The 15,859-nt window shown below is 49.4% G+C and carries 16 protein-coding genes and 1 tRNA gene; 10 read left to right on the top strand and 7 right to left on the bottom strand.

What is annotated here, in order from left to right:
- The first annotated feature begins 62 nt into the window (after window positions 1-62).
- From DSM117340_RS03600 to DSM117340_RS03555, 10 genes are all read left to right on the top strand, one after another.
- Complete coding sequence (locus DSM117340_RS03600) at window positions 63-1,145, top strand: Zn-dependent alcohol dehydrogenase (protein ID WP_089887944.1); 1,083 nt, start codon at window positions 63-65, stop codon at window positions 1,143-1,145.
- Between the two features lie 19 nt (window positions 1,146-1,164).
- Window positions 1,165-2,157 (top strand): TauD/TfdA family dioxygenase, encoded by a 993-nt coding sequence (locus tag DSM117340_RS03595; RefSeq protein WP_089887941.1) that lies wholly within the window; start codon window positions 1,165-1,167, stop codon window positions 2,155-2,157.
- A 32-nt stretch (window positions 2,158-2,189) separates the two neighbouring features.
- Entirely contained in the window at window positions 2,190-3,422 is a 1,233-nt protein-coding gene (locus DSM117340_RS03590; protein WP_089887940.1) for a mandelate racemase/muconate lactonizing enzyme family protein, read from the top strand.
- Window positions 3,423-3,476: 54 nt separating this feature from the next.
- Window positions 3,477-3,809: a metalloregulator ArsR/SmtB family transcription factor gene (locus tag DSM117340_RS03585; RefSeq protein WP_177170614.1), complete on the top strand. Its 333-nt coding sequence runs from the start codon at window positions 3,477-3,479 to the stop codon at window positions 3,807-3,809.
- Window positions 3,810-4,025: 216 nt separating this feature from the next.
- On the top strand, window positions 4,026-5,183 hold the full coding sequence (locus DSM117340_RS03580; RefSeq protein ID WP_354689864.1) for an integrase arm-type DNA-binding domain-containing protein: 1,158 nt from the start codon (window positions 4,026-4,028) through the stop codon (window positions 5,181-5,183).
- The gene (locus DSM117340_RS03575) at window positions 5,167-5,760 is read left to right on the top strand and encodes a hypothetical protein (protein WP_354689863.1); all 594 of its coding nucleotides are present in this window, start codon (window positions 5,167-5,169) and stop codon (window positions 5,758-5,760) included. The genes DSM117340_RS03580 and DSM117340_RS03575 overlap by 17 nt, the downstream gene beginning before the upstream one ends.
- A 76-nt stretch (window positions 5,761-5,836) precedes the next feature.
- On the top strand, window positions 5,837-6,031 hold the full coding sequence (locus tag DSM117340_RS03570; RefSeq protein ID WP_354689862.1) for an AlpA family phage regulatory protein: 195 nt from the start codon (window positions 5,837-5,839) through the stop codon (window positions 6,029-6,031).
- 72 nt (window positions 6,032-6,103) lie between these two features.
- Window positions 6,104-6,574, top strand: a complete 471-nt coding sequence (locus tag DSM117340_RS03565; RefSeq protein ID WP_354689861.1) for a hypothetical protein — start codon at window positions 6,104-6,106, stop codon at window positions 6,572-6,574.
- A gap of 66 nt (window positions 6,575-6,640) precedes the next feature.
- Window positions 6,641-7,728 (top strand): IS3 family transposase gene (locus tag DSM117340_RS03560; RefSeq protein WP_354689822.1). Its coding sequence is split into 2 segments (ribosomal slippage): window positions 6,641-6,893 and window positions 6,893-7,728, totalling 1,089 coding nucleotides; the frame shifts between segments, so codons are not numbered across the junction.
- The gene (locus DSM117340_RS03555; RefSeq protein ID WP_354689860.1) at window positions 7,644-8,366 is read left to right on the top strand and encodes a DUF3631 domain-containing protein; all 723 of its coding nucleotides are present in this window, start codon (window positions 7,644-7,646) and stop codon (window positions 8,364-8,366) included. The genes DSM117340_RS03560 and DSM117340_RS03555 overlap by 85 nt, the downstream gene beginning before the upstream one ends.
- 192 nt (window positions 8,367-8,558) lie before the next feature.
- Here DSM117340_RS03555 and DSM117340_RS03550 read toward each other — a convergent pair whose 3' ends face one another.
- From DSM117340_RS03550 to DSM117340_RS03520, 7 genes are all read right to left on the bottom strand, one after another.
- Window positions 8,559-9,113 (bottom strand): hypothetical protein, encoded by a 555-nt coding sequence (locus DSM117340_RS03550; protein WP_354689859.1) that lies wholly within the window; start codon window positions 9,111-9,113, stop codon window positions 8,559-8,561.
- 7 nt (window positions 9,114-9,120) lie between these two features.
- The gene (locus tag DSM117340_RS03545) at window positions 9,121-12,498 is read right to left on the bottom strand and encodes a DEAD/DEAH box helicase (protein ID WP_354689858.1); all 3,378 of its coding nucleotides are present in this window, start codon (window positions 12,496-12,498) and stop codon (window positions 9,121-9,123) included.
- 270 nt (window positions 12,499-12,768) lie between these two features.
- Window positions 12,769-13,122 (bottom strand): DUF3127 domain-containing protein, encoded by a 354-nt coding sequence (locus DSM117340_RS03540; protein WP_354689857.1) that lies wholly within the window; start codon window positions 13,120-13,122, stop codon window positions 12,769-12,771.
- Between the two features lie 31 nt (window positions 13,123-13,153).
- Window positions 13,154-13,966, bottom strand: coding sequence for a serine hydrolase (locus tag DSM117340_RS03535; RefSeq protein ID WP_354689856.1), 813 nt, complete (start codon window positions 13,964-13,966; stop codon window positions 13,154-13,156).
- Between the two features lie 278 nt (window positions 13,967-14,244).
- Window positions 14,245-14,321: transfer RNA gene (locus tag DSM117340_RS03530), tRNA-Arg, on the bottom strand.
- 43 nt (window positions 14,322-14,364) lie between these two features.
- Window positions 14,365-15,312 carry a Hint domain-containing protein gene (locus DSM117340_RS03525; RefSeq protein ID WP_089887914.1) on the bottom strand — a complete coding sequence of 316 codons (948 nt, stop codon included), beginning with the start codon at window positions 15,310-15,312 and terminating at the stop codon, window positions 14,365-14,367.
- On the bottom strand, window positions 15,313-15,783 hold the full coding sequence (locus DSM117340_RS03520; protein WP_218140866.1) for a toxin-activating lysine-acyltransferase: 471 nt from the start codon (window positions 15,781-15,783) through the stop codon (window positions 15,313-15,315).
- Between the last annotated feature and the right edge of the window lie 76 nt (window positions 15,784-15,859).

The raw sequence follows: 15,859 nt of genomic DNA, 5'->3' as shown, positions 1-15,859 counted from the left end.
GTCATTCAGACTTGCAGGCCGTGCCTAGAGTTGTCAGGCTCCCCCCAAACTGGGAGAGTCACATGAGCACAATCAAAGCCGCCGTTTGTCACGAATTCGGCAAACCCCTAACAATAGAAAACGTAGAACTTCGCGCGCCTCAAGGTGGCGAAGTCGAAGTAACGCTCGATGCAGTGGCGATCTGTCACTCCGATATTTCCTACGCTGATGGCGCGTGGGGCGGCTCACTGCCCGCCGTATATGGCCATGAGGCAGCTGGGCGCATCACAGCCCTGGGAGAGGGCGTCAAAGGCTTCACCACAGGGGATAGCGTCATCGTGACTCTGATCCGCGCTTGCGGGACGTGTCCTTCCTGCGCGGGCGGCAAGCCGACAATCTGCCAAACGCCCTACGACGGCGACCATGGCCCACTCAAAACATCCGATGGCGGCAAGCTGCATCAGGCCATGGCCTGCGGTGCCTTTGCCGAAAAAGTCGTCGTCGATCAAAGCCAGATCGTTGTCATCCCTGAAGATATGCCCAAAGACGCCGCCTCGCTCATTTCTTGCGGGGTGATCACAGGCGTCGGCGCAGTGGTCAATGCCGCTCAGCTACGCGCAGGGCAGGACGTTGTTGTGATTGGTGCAGGCGGCGTGGGCCTAAACGCCATTCAGGGCGCGCGCATCGCAGGAGCACGGCGCATCGTTGCTGTAGATATGAGCCAAGACAAGCTCGACGTCGCCCGCCAATTCGGCGCAACAGATGGCGTTCTCGCCACAGAAGAAAACCCATGGCGTGCCGCCAAAGAGGCTATGGGCCGTGGCGCAGATGCTGTGCTTGTCACAGTGGGCGCAGCCCGCGCCTATGATGAAGCCCCGCGCTATCTCGCCTACGGCGGCAAAGTTATCATGGTCGGTATGCCTGCCACTGGTGCTGCTTCAAGCTATGAAGCTGGAAATTTTGCCGCTGTTGGCCAGTCCATGATTGGCTCAAAAATGGGTGATACCGTAATCCAACGCGATATTCCTTGGATGGTAGACCTCTACGGCCAGGGTCGCCTTAAGCTTGACGAGTTGATCTCGAACCGCTGGACATTGGAGCAGATCAACGAAGCCATCGCCGACACAAAGACAGGCGCAGCCAAGCGCAACGTCATCGTCTTTTAAGCGCAGAAAGGGCAAGCTCATGCCAGACCGTCTGATAGAGAATGAAGGCCGCGTTTTGCGCGTCAACGGCCAACGTTTTCATGCAGTCTGGCTTGCTGACAATGCCCCATCAAGCCAGCGCACCCCTGCGCTGGCCGCCCCTCTCAATAACATTCGTCTGCTCACCGCCAACTTAGTTGGCGACAGCGTCGCACTGACTTTTGCGCCGGACAGCACGCCCCTCTCTTTCTCGCTCAAATGGCTAAAGGACCATGCCTACGACACGCCCAAAGAGCGCTCTGAGGGCCACATGCCTGCAGGCAGTACGCCGTGGGGCAGCACCATCAAAGCTGCCATGCCCACAGCGCCCTTTCCTACCCTTAAAGCTTATGAAGCAACTCAGTTGAGCTGGCTCGACGCGATCCGCAGTTACGGCCTCGCAAAAGTCACTGAAACGGCGGGCCCAGTGCACGAGATAATTGAGATTTTTACGCCCGCTGAGTGTGCTGTGACGTCCAATGGGAATGACAGCAGAGCGCCTGAACTCAGCTTGGAAATCATTACATGCGCGAAAGATGAAGAGGAAAGCACAGTACATCTGTCTGACGGCTTCGCCTGCGCTATCAGGCTCAAAAACGAAGACCCTGAAGGCTTTGCCGCGCTCGCCCATCACTCCGCAAGCTTTGTCTTTGCAGACCAAACAGGGCGGCCCTTCACCGCTCGCGCTCCGCTGGTCTCACTTTTGCCAGAAGGCACAATTGCCGCCATCCATTTTGCGCCCCAATCCGCAGCACCACTCACAGACGTTCCGTTCGAGCAGATGGAAGTCTATTATCGCGCCTACCGCCACTTTTCAGAACTTGTGGATAGCCCCGAAATGCAGATCAGTGTCACGCTAAAAGAAGGCGAAGCGCTGGTCATCGAAAACACTCGAATTTTGCGGGGCACAACAGACAGCCACACGGCGCAACGCACTTTTGCTGATAGAAACAGTCTGCTTGCCAGCCTCACTGCCCTTGAAACGACCCCTTAGAATTCTCCCGCGCCAATTCAGGAGCCAACCCTATGCATCTCAAAGACCTCGATATCATCGTGACAGCCCCCCCCGCTCCTGGCTGGGGCGGACGCTACTGGATCCTCGTCAAAGTCACGACAGACACAGGCATTGTCGGCTGGGGCGAATGCTATGCTAGCTCCGTTGGCCCTGATGCAATGCGCGCAGTGATTGAAGATGTGTTTTCCCGCCACATGGAGGGGGAAAACCCAGAAAACATCGAGCTTATGTTCCGCCGTGTCTATTCCTCAGGCTTCACACAGCGCCCCGATTTAACCGTGATGGGCGCGTTCTCAGGCCTTGAAATCGCCTGCTGGGATATCCTAGGCAAAGCCCGAAATCGCCCAGTCTATGCGCTCCTTGGCGGCCGCATGAACGAGCGCATCCGTACCTATACATACCTCTACCCACTGCCACATCATGATATGGACACCTTCTGGACAGACCCGGACGCCGCAGCCGAAAGCGCTCTAGATTGTGTCGAACGTGGATACACCGCCGTAAAGTTTGATCCCGCAGGACCATACACGCTCCGCGGTGGCCATATGCCTGCGATGAGCGATATCTCAATGTCTGTCGCCTTTTGCAAAGCCATCCGCGAGGCTGTTGGTGACAAGGCCGACCTTTTGTTTGGCACGCATGGCCAGTTCAACACAGGCGGCGCGATACGCCTTGGTCAGGCGCTAGAGCCCTATTCGCCACTCTGGTACGAAGAGCCAACCCCGCCCGACAATATCGAAGACATGGCACGTGTCGCGCGCAATGTGCGCATTCCCGTCGCCACGGGCGAGCGCATGACAACGAAAGCCGAGTTTGGTGCTGTCTTGCGCGCTGGAGCCGCTGAAATTCTTCAGCCTGCCTTGGGCCGTGCAGGCGGCATCTGGGAGATGAAGAAAGTCGCGGCCATGGCCGAATGCTACAACGCCCAAATGGCCCCACATCTATACGCAGGGCCTGTAGAATGGGCCGCAAACCTGCATCTCGCCACCTCAATTCCAAATTTGCTCATTGCCGAAACCATCGAGACAGACTTTCACGATGCGCTTATCCGAAGCTCGATCCGCGTCGAAAACGGTTTTGTGCGCCTATCGGAGGCTCCAGGCCTTGGCATCGATGTGGATGAAGACTTGGCACGCGCGCACCCCTATCGCGGTGAAGGGCTACATCTGGAAATGCGCGAAGAGCCATGCGATTATCAAAATGGCAACAATTTTCAAGGTGGTGCTCCTGCGACATCGCACTAACTCGCCAAAACTTGCGGCCTATGATATGTCGGCCCAAACCGATGTGAGAGACCGATGTTACAAGCCAACCCGACGCCGCCGACCGAAATGGCCCAAAACGCCTCAGATGCGGCGACCTATCTTAAAACACTGGCCCATGAAGGCCGGCTCATGATCTTGTGCCACTTGGGCTCAGGTGAAAAATCAGTTGGCGAGCTTGAGCAACTCCTAGATCTGCGCCAAGCCGCCGTGAGCCAGATGCTCGCCCGTTTGCGCGATGACGGGCTGGTAACGACTCGCCGTGAAGGAAAAACTATCTTTTATGCGCTGGCCGACGACAAAACGGCCGAAGTCATCTCAATGCTTTACCGTCTCTTTTGCGCGCCAAGTGGAGCGACGTGTCGCTAGACTGGATATTGCGCGTATATATGGCGATCCCGGAAGGACTCGAACCCTCAACCTGCTGATTAGAAGTTAGTCGCTCCAATCACATCACTCAAGATCACTCCAAACATGAGACCACATAAAATCTATAAAAAAAAGAACTTATAGACTTGAGCCAAGCCATATGGGATCATAGATTACATACCAGCACATCAAATATGTTTCCCCAAAGTTTCCCTAATGACCAAAAAACTCAAATTCACCGACCAATGGCTAAAGGCTTTGAAACATAAGCCCGAACAAGAGCAGCACTTCGGCGACATAAGCTGCAAAGGGCTCAGCCTCAAAGTCACAAAGAAGGGTGTCAAATCCTTCAGTTATACCTTCCGACTTGGGGTTAAGACTGGCCGAGTAACACTTGGCCCTTACCCAGACATCTCTCTTGGAGATGTTAGAGGACGCGTTGAAGAGCTCAGAAGGCTGGTCGCAGCGGGCACTGACCCAAGACACATCAAAGCTGATGAGAGGTTGCAGAGAGAGCGCACTGTCAGTGAAATGGCAACACAATTTATAGAGCGTTATGCAAAGCCCAAGAATAAAAGCTGGCGGCAAGCAGAGAGCAATCTGCGTTTGTACTTAGTGGCGGCATTAGGGACAAGGCCTGTAGCATCGGTAAAAAGAGGAGAAATCCACGCGATTCTCGACCAGCTTATTAAGGACAACAAGGGTCCTAGTGCAAACAGAGCCTTAGCACATATGCGGAAATTTTTCGGCTGGCTCGTTGAGCGAGATTACATTGATCACTCCCCAGCCGACCACATCAAAAAACCATTCTCCGAAAAGCGCCGTGATCGCGTCTTAAGCGATGATGAAATCAAAGCTATATGGCATGCATCCGAAGCGCTGAGCCCACCTTACAAGGCGTGGCTGAGGCTCTCGCTGCTGTGCGGCCAGCGAGAGATGGAAACCGCCTCTATGAGGCGCTCACTCATTGAGGGCGACCTTTGGTTTTTGTCTTCGAACGATACAAAAAATAAACGTGAAAATGTGTTAGCACTACCTCGCCAGGCGAAAGCAATAATTAGCGAGCTACTAAAAAACGAAGGCGAATATCTATTATCAAGCGGGCGTATTGGTGATGCCCCACTCAATGGCTTCTCTAAAGCCAAAGTACAATTAGATCGTTTTTCTGGCGTAACTGATTGGCGGCTTCATGACCTGCGCGCCTCGGTAGCAACTAACCTTGGAAAACTTGGTTATGATCGCTTCACAATAAAACTTGTGCTCAACCATAAAGACACAGGAGTGACCGCAGTCTACGATCGCTACACCTACCTCGATGAAAAACAGAAAGCTCTTCAAACATGGGCGGATCGATTAGATGAAATCACAAGATGAAGAACTAATTCCAGAGCCCCAGCAATTGCATGCACTCGAATCTCTTTTAGACATGTGGTCGCAAGCGATTGAATACAGAGTTGACAGTATCAGGCGCGGAGAAACGCTGCCAAGCCAAGAGCTAATCGAAGACATATCAGGCCTATTGTTAACGCTATCTCACATCGCGCGCACACAATTTCCAGCCTGGGATAGTAAAATCATACAACTGCTTGTCGATGACCTGACCGACTTATCTAGAGGCGCTAACCCAAAATATTTTTGCAAGCCCACCTCGGAGGCGAATACAGGCGTATTGAGAATAGCGACCAACGAACATTATGCATTACTGCATGTGGCAACAAAACTACTCAAAACAGCCGGTTTGACAACAAGCGATGCGGAAAAAACTGTTGCCCGCAGTTCAGGCTTGAAACTAAGTACAATTATACAGCTAAACAAAGACTTCGCGCGCTCAAACAAGTCGAAATTTGCGATGCAAACAGCTGATTTTTATTATAATGCGCACTCCAATTGGCCAAACAAAAAACAAGCAGCAAGAAATTTAATTAAGCTTTATCAAGAAATTAAGAGATAGGTTGAACTACCTCACATAATTCAACCCATCGCTACACTTAGCCTCATGTTCATCATCCCAACAAGGAGATCATGGAATGACGCAAAGATTACTGAAGGCAAAAGAAGTCGCCGACAGAACATCGGTATCCACGGCGCAAATATACCGACTAGCTAAAGCCGGCAAATTCCCACAGCCAATCAAAATCACGGATCATCGCTCGGGCTGGCTCGAACGTGAAGTCGACCAATGGATTAGTGACTGCATCAGCAGAAATCGTCCGCAAACTTAATCCCTGAAAATCGCTGCAGCCGGCCCACACACAACCAAACTGCAGCGACATCTATCGCGAAAGGATTCTACCATGAAAAATGGTGAATTTAACACTCTCTGCAATGCACTCGAATACATCAAAGATGAAACAAAGGCGCATGTTGTCCTTCAAAGTGAAAGTGATGCTCATGCCATCACACTTTGGATTGCAAGCAGCTACCTGCTCGATCACTGGAACTTATTCCCAAAACTGTTGATCAACTCACCGGAACGAGCATGCGGCAAAACGACAGCTCTACAAGTAATCGAAGCGTTTGTCCCAAATGGACGAATAGCATCAAGTATTACTGCGGCGGCAGTATACCGCTTCATTGAAAGCTGTTCACCGACGCTACTTATAGATGAGGCCGATCGCTCCCTGAAATCAAACGAAGAACTAAACGCCATCATTAATGCAGGGCACACTCGCAGAACAGCGACCAAAATGCTGAGCACCAAAAAATCAGATGGTAATTGGGAGTTTTCAGAGCTCTCGCTATGGTGCCCTCAAGTCATCGGGTAATCCCCCCGCAAATTAGTGGTGTTCAACAGTAGAATTTTCTCGGCATGATATCTGAGGAGATTTTTGATGAAGAACGGACGATTTAGCGACGCGCAGATCATGGGTATTTTGAAGCAAGCGGAGAGCGGTGTGCCTGTCTCTGAGCTGTGCCGTGAACATGGGATGAGCAGTGCGAGTTTTTACAAATGGCGTGCGAAGTTCGGCGGCATGGATGCTTCGATGGTATCGCAAATGAAGGCGATGGAGGCTGAGAACCGTCGTCTGAAGCGGATGTATGCTGAGATGAGCATGCAGAATGATCTGCTGAAGGAAGCCCTTGAAAAAAAGCGGTAAGGCCGTCTCAGCGACGCGAGATGGCCGTAAACGCGGTGAGAACGAAACAGGTCAGCATCGCGCTGGCGTGCCGCGCCTTTGAGATCAGCGAAACGTGCTATCGTTATGAGCGCAAGTTTGACGATGAGAATGCTGAGATCGCGGATTGGTTGGTACGCCTGACGGCCAATCGCAAGACGTGGGGCTTTGGGTTGTGTTTTTTGTATCTACGCAACGTCAAAGGCTATGAATGGAACCACAAGCGCGTGTACCGGATCTACTGCGAGTTGGAGCTGAACCTGCGTATCAGGCCGCGTAAGCGGCTGAAACGGCCCAAGCCGGATGAACTGGCAGTGCCGGAAGCCCCCAACCACACATGGTCGATGGACTTTATGCAGGATCAGCTGGCGGATGGGCGAAAGTTCCGGACCCTCAATGTGTTGGATGATTACAACCGAGAGGGCCTGGGCATTGAAGTGGACTTCTCGCTACCCGCCGTGCGTGTTGTGCGCAGCCTGAACCAGATCATCGAATGGCGCGGCGCGCCGGAGGTAATCCGCGTTGATAACGGCCCAGAATATGTCAGTGGGCTGCTGAAATCATGGGCTGAGACGCGTGGCATTCACATTGAATACATCCAGCCAGGAAAGCCGCAACAGAACGCCTACATCGAGCGCTACAATCGCACGGTGCGCCACGAATGGCTGGATCAGAACATCTTTGAAACTATCGAGGAGGCCCAAGAACAAGCAACCGAATGGCTCTGGACTTACAACAACGACCGGCCCAACATGGCCATCGGCGGCATCACACCCGCTATGAAACTGAAAATCGCCGCGTAGTTCTACAGGCGGACCCCATTAAAAATGGGGGGATTACCATCGCAGGCATTGGTGAGTTTGAAGATACGCTTATGAGCAGATCGATAGTGATTAATCTGCGTCGTAAATTACCAACAGAGCAAACGCGTCGACTATATGTCGATCACTTCGATGATCAGCTTGCACTTAGAACTTACCTATCGATTTGGTCAGAAAGCGCACAACCGCAACAAACATCGATTACTTTCCAACATAGTATTACCGATCGGGCACGTGATAATTGGGAACCTTTACTCTGGACCGCAGAGCTCGCTGGGGGTGAGTGGCCATCACGAGCCCACGCAGCACTTAAAGCGATCGAAGTGGATCGCAGGCAAGATAAAAAACAATCATCTGGTAGTGAGCTTCTAACAGACATCCGAGAGTTGTTACATGGAGAAACAGGCCCTGAGGTTAGAAGTGAGAAACTTCTCAAATCCATATTGATGCATGCAGATAGTGACTGGAATACTATCAATCATGGACGGCCCATTACTAGCAAATGGCTTGCGCAAAAGCTGAAACTGTACGGCATCCGCCCACAACGACGATCAGCGTATAATGTTTATATGATGCATGACTTTAATGAGGCGTTCGAACGTTATCTGGGTACGGTATAAGAAAAGCTTCCAGACCCTCCATAAAGTCCACATGGAGGGTCTGGAGTATTTGGAACGAGATAGCAAAGAGTAGCATCTAAAAGGCAAGATTTAACCAACGTAGTTTACATCCAAAACATACACCACCAACCAAAAGCTACTGGTATAACGTTCAGACCTGCCTCATTATATCGTGAGTAAATGCTCAGACGATCAATCGCGCTTTTTAGGGCGTCCGAATAAACCTCGGGGCATCTCGGATATTAAATTTTCAGACATTGCTTCTAGATGTGATACCTGATTTCGAGCGTTGACTTCCATAGCATCACGTAAAGCTGCACGAGTATCTTTCAGCTCTTCTCGAAGAGAGTTGCTAACACGTACTTCCAGCTCTTCGAACTTTCCATCTAGCTTTTTTGCAACAGCCGATTCCAATAACTCTGGAAGTGAGCTTAGGACTTTAGTCATCTGGTCAACATGTTTTGATATCCGTTCTTCAGATCGAAAGATTGCAGCTTCTGCGTGATCTGGCAAACTTTGCGCTAACGCTTCTATGTCTTCACTGCTTTTCTTGAGCGCAAGCGTCGCGTTCTCTGCTCCGCTAAACGCATTGTCAGCACTTTGAAGGGCACTTTCAAGTCGTGAAATCAAATCCACGGACTTGGAGAGACGAGCCTCTAGTGCTTCCACTTTGTTCACATAAGACAGTAGTTTATCACTTGAATTTGTAATTTCTTCAATGGCCTCAAAGCCCTTTTCAAAAGACATTAGATCCTCATATTATCGCTGTAAGTTCTGAGGCTAAATCTATAAATAGCGCCTCTTCTACTGCCTTTGCAGGGATACCCTTTTGAATGCCAATTAAAGCACGCCTACCGGGACTAAATCGCATTAACCACTCCCCAATCATGTCGCATGCATGATCATCTAATGACGCAACCTTATTAAGCAAACCTTGACCGAAGCTATTCCAAAACTCAAGCGCACCGTCACCTACAGCAGAATTGAAACGGTTCTCTGCCTCCAGGGCCGCCTCAGTATTGGTGAGCAACAGAAGGATTGCAGCACCCAAATTCAGCCCTTTGCTATCCTGTGTTCCCTCAAGCAATCGAGCAATTTGAAGCGAGAGCATTTTTTGTTGTGATTTGGACTCAGCATCACCTTTAACCATATTTTTAAGAAGTCCATTCAAAATAGATACTGCATCTTCAACTGAAGCGTCACGAAGGGCAGCAAGTTCAAATACATTTTTGTCAACTTTAAAAAATGCTTCCAACTCTTCACGAAACGTTGCCGCCTGACTGGCGTCAAACTGCACACTTTTCGAATATAGATTCCACGTCGACTGCAAGCGACTATCCCAATGTTTCCTACGAACCCATAGGATCAGCTCAACGCTCAAGCCCCTCCAATCTCCACACTCACCTGAAGCTTTTATCAATCTATCAATAGAGGAAATCTCTGCCGATTTGCCGTCAATAGATTGTATTCGTTGCTTTACAGAGGCACATGCATCCTCGAAACAAGCGTTTGTCTTTGTTACAAGACAAGCCTGAACTGCTTGGCCTGGACGCCCCCAATCCACGACTGTCCAAGGACCAATCAACCCCATCTGATAAATGCGATATAAGGTTAACTGAAGGCGCTCAGAACCAGAGCGTAAAGTTTCAAAATCCCTAGCTTTTAGCAAAATCTCATTCTGCTCATCAGAGCTTAAAAGCTTGATCGCGTGTACAACGAGCTCAACTTCTTTGTCACTGTCTATGACACCTTGCGATAAAAACCAAAGCTGAGCTCGCAAATCACCGCGATCATTAGGGTATAGTTCTTTACCAGAGGTATCATATTTTAAATATTTCTCGATGTTAGCTAATGTCAGATCCGTGCGGAGCTTCTCGAATATTTGAGCCGCATCGTCTCGCTCAGGTTTAACAAGCATGTGGCAAGTTGCACTCATTCGATCACGACCAGCTCGTCCAGCTTCCTGATAAAAAGCTTCCATTGAGCTTGGCATGCCTGCGTGCAGAGTATGTCTCACATTTGCCTTGTTGACGCCCATACCAAAAGCTTTTGTTGTTACTACGACATCGAGTTCGTTTGCTTTCCATAAACCTTGAACTGCTGATTTATAGGTTTCATAGGTGCTGGATTGAAGTTTTGTCGGTGATCGAAGCCAAGTAAATGCTTGTGAAAAATCAAATTTTTCAGGCTCACTTCCAGAAAAAATTCCTACTCGTAAACCTGCATTCTCTCTAATGAGGGCCTCTGCGACACTCTGAACACCACTCCTTCCATTAACATATCGCGTGAATATATGGACGGGCTCTTGCTCATCAGTTGAACGCTGTTCTATCAACTGCTTCACTGCAGCCGACACCTGGGAAAAAGATGCTGGGCCCTGTTTAATTGAAAAGTTTAACTCGGTTCGGCTACGATGCATTTCGTAAGCAACCAGACTGTCAGGTATTTCAAACTCGGCCTGTATATCTTGTAGGACATTAACACTTGCAGTTGCGGTTAAGCCCATAACAGGTACTTCCTTAGCAATCTCTTTCAACGTGCCAGGAAGAGTCAAATATGATGTTCTGAAGTCATGCCCCCACTCACTCATGCAATGAACTTCATCAATTACAAACATTCCCAGACGATCTGTCTGAATAAGATTCGTTAGCAAATTACGAAAAAAATCAGTCTGAAACCTCTCAGGCGAAACAAATACAAATCTTATTGCACCCTCAGCAATCCTAGGGGCCACCACAGCCTCGAGAAAGGATTTAGGCATATCACTGTCAATATTTATGGAACGCCCGCTAAAGCCCGCCGCATCAAGTTCAGCACAATGATCTCGGCCAAGTGCTTTAATTGGCACAACTGCAACAGTTATCGCTGACCTTAGCAAAGCTGGTACTTGAAAACATAAAGACTTACCTCCGCCAGTCGGCATAAGACCTAGTGATTTTTGACCAGAGAGAGCGTTCAAAATTAACGCCTCCTGTCCTGGCCTAAAAGCCTCGTGGCCAAAAACCTGAAATGTTAGCTCAGACAAGTCTTCAGAGTTCGGTTGGATCAAAGCGTAATCAGGCTTGTCTAAAGAAGCAAAGCTAGAAATTCCAAGATTTTGGATATCCAAAATTTTCAAATCTGGCTTGGTATTCGCTATAAAAGGGAGGCTTTGTACTGGGCTAGTTCGCACAGTAATTACTTTCTCCTGCAGAATGCGATCATCTGGACGATCAAACAAACGAATATCAAAACGAAGGCCGTTAACAGAAAGGCGGATTTTTGGCCGCTGAAAATCCAAATGCGCCAAACGAGCAAACAAGGAGAACCAATGAAACAACTCTTCAAGCGCAGCCTGAACCCAATCCATGGACAAGTCTAATTCGAAATCTTGGGTGACGTCCAAATGCCACGGCGATCCATCAAGCTTAAGCTGCCCATGAGAAATGGCACAAATCATTGCTATTTGAAGGCGTATAGATGCAGTGAGACTATGCTCCGTAGGCAAGCGCTGTGAATCTAGAGCGTCCTTATATAAACTTAACGCAAAGCTAGACTCGCAATGAGCGTTTAATTGATCAAAAAATTTATAGAACTCAGCACTGGGTTTTTTTAATTCGCGGGTAGTTAATCTTAAAGTCTCTATCCCAAATCTTCTGAGAAACCGATCACGCGAAATATCTTTGCTCTTTTGCCCTAAATCTAAATGCTGGGAACCGTCTATCTCAATTACGAGATTTGCCTGTGGAAGGTAGAAGTCAACTTTCTCTTCGTTCACTCCCGACCTCAATGACATTGGCGCATTGAGTTTTTCAAAAAGTGGGTACTCCGGAATTAGAAGTTTCCGAATAAACGCAAATTTTGGGAGTTCTGCCGCCAGGACATGTTCAAAAAAATGTAACGCAGGATTGTCACCATCGTCGCTACCGAGGATTGTGTCGCACCACATCGGTGTATTTTTTGAGATTAAACAAAGATGCTTATTTTTGATTTGAACCCATTGTGTTTCAGGTTCTTTGCAACTCGGAAACATGCTTTTTAAAATTTTGGGCGAAGGCCGAGTGGGTGCACCCCTTGTCAAAATAGAAAATGTATTGGCAACAAATGACGGAACTGGTTTGGGTGTGTTTAACAAGCCATCAACTTCAAACAAAAGGTCCCCTGGAAAATATCCAGCACAAAACGAAGGCAATTAATTAGTCTCCCAATGCAAATCAGCGTCACGAAATTAGATATTTTGATTATATAAATAACCAAATTTTCTTTGTGCTTCTCTCGTTAACAAAAAAGGCGACATTCTGCCCCCTCAGTTAAGAACTCAGTGCTGGATGGGATTAGCCAGGTGATGGCTACTACATGCCCATACTGCCTGATAGTTGAAATACTCAAAAATCATATTTAGCAAAGCTTCAAAAATATTTACTCAGAACGGTATAGTGTCACCATCGAGGCTACCAAATGGACCGTCCAGCTCGTCGGCTTGATGAACTGAGTTAACACCGCCCTGTGCACCTAGATCGCGAGATATCCTCCATGCTTTCACATCTGTATACCAACGACCGTTGTACTCCTTACTCTCTAAGTCGATTGACACACTTAGAAGTTCACCTTCCACGATTGCGAATTGGTCAATTTTGTCCCCCCAAACCATGAAGCATATCTTTTTCGGGTACTGCCCTTCAGTTTCAAGAACATAATCTTTTTTTTGCCACTCGCCGCTAGCTGACTTACCTGTTTTTCTTGGCAAACAGCATATTACTTTACCAACAATTTCCATTCTATATCTTCCCTAGAAGCCCAACCTCAGCTTACATTTCCGCCGCAAGGCGCAGCTCTATAACCTGGTTCAAGTCATCGATTAGATCTAACGTAGTAGCAGCTCCAAACACTACCGCCACTAAACTGCGGCCTTCACGACTGACGTATACTGCACCATTATGTCCAGCAGCTCTGGTATAGCCATATTGTGCGGCTTCGACACCCCTTACACCTGCAAGCAAACGTCTTGCACTATTGGCAACCATTCGCAAACCAGCGTCAGCAGATCTTCTCCCGAAGAGATTAAAATACTCAGGAAAGCTTTCTTTGTGCTTCATAATCAAAACACTTATGTCTCGGGCTGTTGAGAAGTGCCCTGCCTCCGTCAAACCATGGGGATTTTTCCACGCACTCCGGCTTAGTCCTAACTCAGTTGAAAGTACATTTAGCTCGCTTGAAAAAGATTTTTCAGATCCAGCTATTACTTCAGCAATCGCGGTTGCCGCATCGTTCGCCCCCTGCACTCCTGCGGCCCTCAAAAGATATCTAAATTTTATTTTCATGCCAGCCTTAAGACCCAACTCAACAGGAGGCTCATTAGCGGCATGGGAAGAGATCGTTATAATATCATCTAACTCGACCTCTCCACGCTGCACTGCATAAAACGCCGCATATAGCGTAATCAATTTTGTCAAACCAGCAGGATGCAAGCGTAGATCAGCACTATCCTCTGCCAACACCTCACCGGTATCAGCATCAACGAGTATGTACGCTTTTGGCTGCGCCGCAAGATCACTTGCCGAAATGCAAAATATCGATAGCGTGATAATAACAAACAGCCTGATGCTGCAGGTAAGGCTCATGTGATTTAACCTTATTATTAAACTTCCAAATGCAAACGTACACGAGAGCCATATATTTCATAGAGCCTTTGAGGAAAAAATTGTAAGCCCATCAACACTAGCAATAACTGGCGGCCTAATTTTCGCCCCCCCCCCTGGATAACAATCAAGAACAAAGATCTTTTTCCCAGCGCACTTGGTGCATCGCGATTCTGAAATGCTACGCCACAAAAAGTTTCCCCAGCGTTTCCCGATTGGACACACAGGAAAGCAGCTTCAACAAAAAAGCTTTTAAAATATGGCGATCCCGGAAGGACTCGAACCCTCAACCTGCTGATTAGAAGTCAGCTGCTCTATCCAGTTGAGCTACAGGACCGCATGCGCACGTATTGCGCAAAGCGCGGACCAAAGGCAAGGCCTCAGGCGGCTTCCGCCGTGAGTCGGGCCAAGAATTTCTGCTCAGGGCTAAAAAATTCACGTAAAAGCGCCCCTTCATGCTGCTTTAGTACGGGCCGAGCAGTCTCTCCGTAGCCCGCACCACCCCCGCAGTTCAAAGTCAAAAGCTCCATCACTTCCCACCGCGCCTCTTCTTCAAGGCTGTTAAGTCCAATCTCTCCAGGGAAAAAGCTTTCACTCTCGCATCCGCTCGAGATCACGATTTCATGCTTATCAAACAAAAGATGATGGTAGATGATCTGTCCCACAGGCTCACGCACGATCGTTTGTCCATTGATCAGGAAATGCGCCGCACAGAGTACTTCTTTCTGCCCCGTGATGATCTCAACCATCGGATCACGTAACAAAACGCGGTGATTGGGCGACACAAGCACATCGCGCTTAGGCATGCCCTGCCCCAAACAGTTTGCGCGCAAGCGTACGGGCTGAAAGGCTTTATCGGCAGGATCATCAAGCGTGATGCACCGCTTTCCCACCCAGCGCAGAGGCTGCGCACCACTGTCACGTGTTAGCACAGTATCGCCTCTCCGTAGCGCCTCTACAGGCCGCGCGCCCTCAGGCGTCTCAATCAGCGTCCCAGCTGCAAAACAGGGCGGCTCATCAAGCCCGTTGATCGTTATGGTGATTGTCGTGTTGCCCCCGGTCGAGGAAACCGTGAAGACCTCCGTCAGCGTATCACCTGTATTGAGCGCCTGAAGCGTTCCATTGGCGTTGGTCGCCGTATAGGTCCAGACACCGTTTGTATCAATCGTGAGCGCACTGCCATATAGACCAGTGATGGTTTGCGCCGTCCATTGGCCAGCGTCCGAACCAAAAAGGTAGTCTACATCCCCAGTCGCCGTCAGCAGTCCACTGCCTGAAACACTCGTGTCCTCCGTGACACTGCCTGTGCCTGCCAACGGGATACCCACTTAAAATCCCTCCCCTAGCGACGTATTTGCATCGACAAAATAGGCTTTCACACGCTGCTTGCGATTGCTCGCATCCCCCCGCACGATCTTACGCACCTGCCCATCGGGCCCCAAACGCGCAAAGAAGAACGGGCCGTCAGGCGGCTGCCGCGCGATATGACGGGCAATCAGTGTTCCGTGATTGAAAGGCGCAAGAATATCAAGAAACCAGAGGTTTTTTCCACTCGTCCACTCAGATGCCTGCGGCGGCTTGCGCTCAAACACCATCCGCTCACTGACGTCGTCTGACAAGCGCGCCCAGATCAGCGCCGCGCAGATTTGCCCCGCATCATTCTTGAAAAAACGCACACAGTCATTGTTGATCGCGGGTATAAAGAGCTCTGCCAATGCACCGCCCTGATAGCTGCGGTGAAGCGGGCAAAACGACGCCAAAAAGCTCAGCCACCCAAGCGCGCTGATCTGCTTTTCCATAGTTTCATGTTGACCACTCGCCCAGCTGCCTTGCCGGAGAGATCGCTCGATTTGACTGCCCATATCACCAATTTTC

Source organism: Lentibacter algarum, from assembly GCF_040580765.1.
Taxonomy (GTDB): domain Bacteria; phylum Pseudomonadota; class Alphaproteobacteria; order Rhodobacterales; family Rhodobacteraceae; genus Lentibacter; species Lentibacter algarum.
This window is presented reverse-complemented; position numbering and strand designations above follow the sequence as displayed.

Excerpts from the sequence above, each read along its gene's own strand:
- DSM117340_RS03570 (WP_354689862.1), top strand. The coding sequence starts at position 5,837 with ATGACGCAAAGATTACTGAAGGCAAAAGAAGTCGCCGACAGAACATCG.
- DSM117340_RS03575 (WP_354689863.1), top strand. The coding sequence starts at position 5,167 with ATGAAATCACAAGATGAAGAACTAATTCCAGAGCCCCAGCAATTGCAT.
- DSM117340_RS03520 (WP_218140866.1), bottom strand. The coding sequence starts at position 15,783 with ATGGAAAAGCAGATCAGCGCGCTTGGGTGGCTGAGCTTTTTGGCGTCG.
- DSM117340_RS03580 (WP_354689864.1), top strand. The coding sequence starts at position 4,026 with ATGACCAAAAAACTCAAATTCACCGACCAATGGCTAAAGGCTTTGAAA.
- DSM117340_RS03550 (WP_354689859.1), bottom strand. The coding sequence starts at position 9,113 with ATGTCTTTTGAAAAGGGCTTTGAGGCCATTGAAGAAATTACAAATTCA.
- DSM117340_RS03565 (WP_354689861.1), top strand. The coding sequence starts at position 6,104 with ATGAAAAATGGTGAATTTAACACTCTCTGCAATGCACTCGAATACATC.
- DSM117340_RS03595 (WP_089887941.1), top strand. The coding sequence starts at position 1,165 with ATGCCAGACCGTCTGATAGAGAATGAAGGCCGCGTTTTGCGCGTCAAC.
- DSM117340_RS03540 (WP_354689857.1), bottom strand. The coding sequence starts at position 13,122 with ATGGAAATTGTTGGTAAAGTAATATGCTGTTTGCCAAGAAAAACAGGT.
- DSM117340_RS03590 (WP_089887940.1), top strand. The coding sequence starts at position 2,190 with ATGCATCTCAAAGACCTCGATATCATCGTGACAGCCCCCCCCGCTCCT.
- DSM117340_RS03600 (WP_089887944.1), top strand. The coding sequence starts at position 63 with ATGAGCACAATCAAAGCCGCCGTTTGTCACGAATTCGGCAAACCCCTA.
- DSM117340_RS03585 (WP_177170614.1), top strand. The coding sequence starts at position 3,477 with ATGTTACAAGCCAACCCGACGCCGCCGACCGAAATGGCCCAAAACGCC.
- DSM117340_RS03555 (WP_354689860.1), top strand. The coding sequence starts at position 7,644 with ATGGCTCTGGACTTACAACAACGACCGGCCCAACATGGCCATCGGCGG.
- DSM117340_RS03535 (WP_354689856.1), bottom strand. The coding sequence starts at position 13,966 with ATGAGCCTTACCTGCAGCATCAGGCTGTTTGTTATTATCACGCTATCG.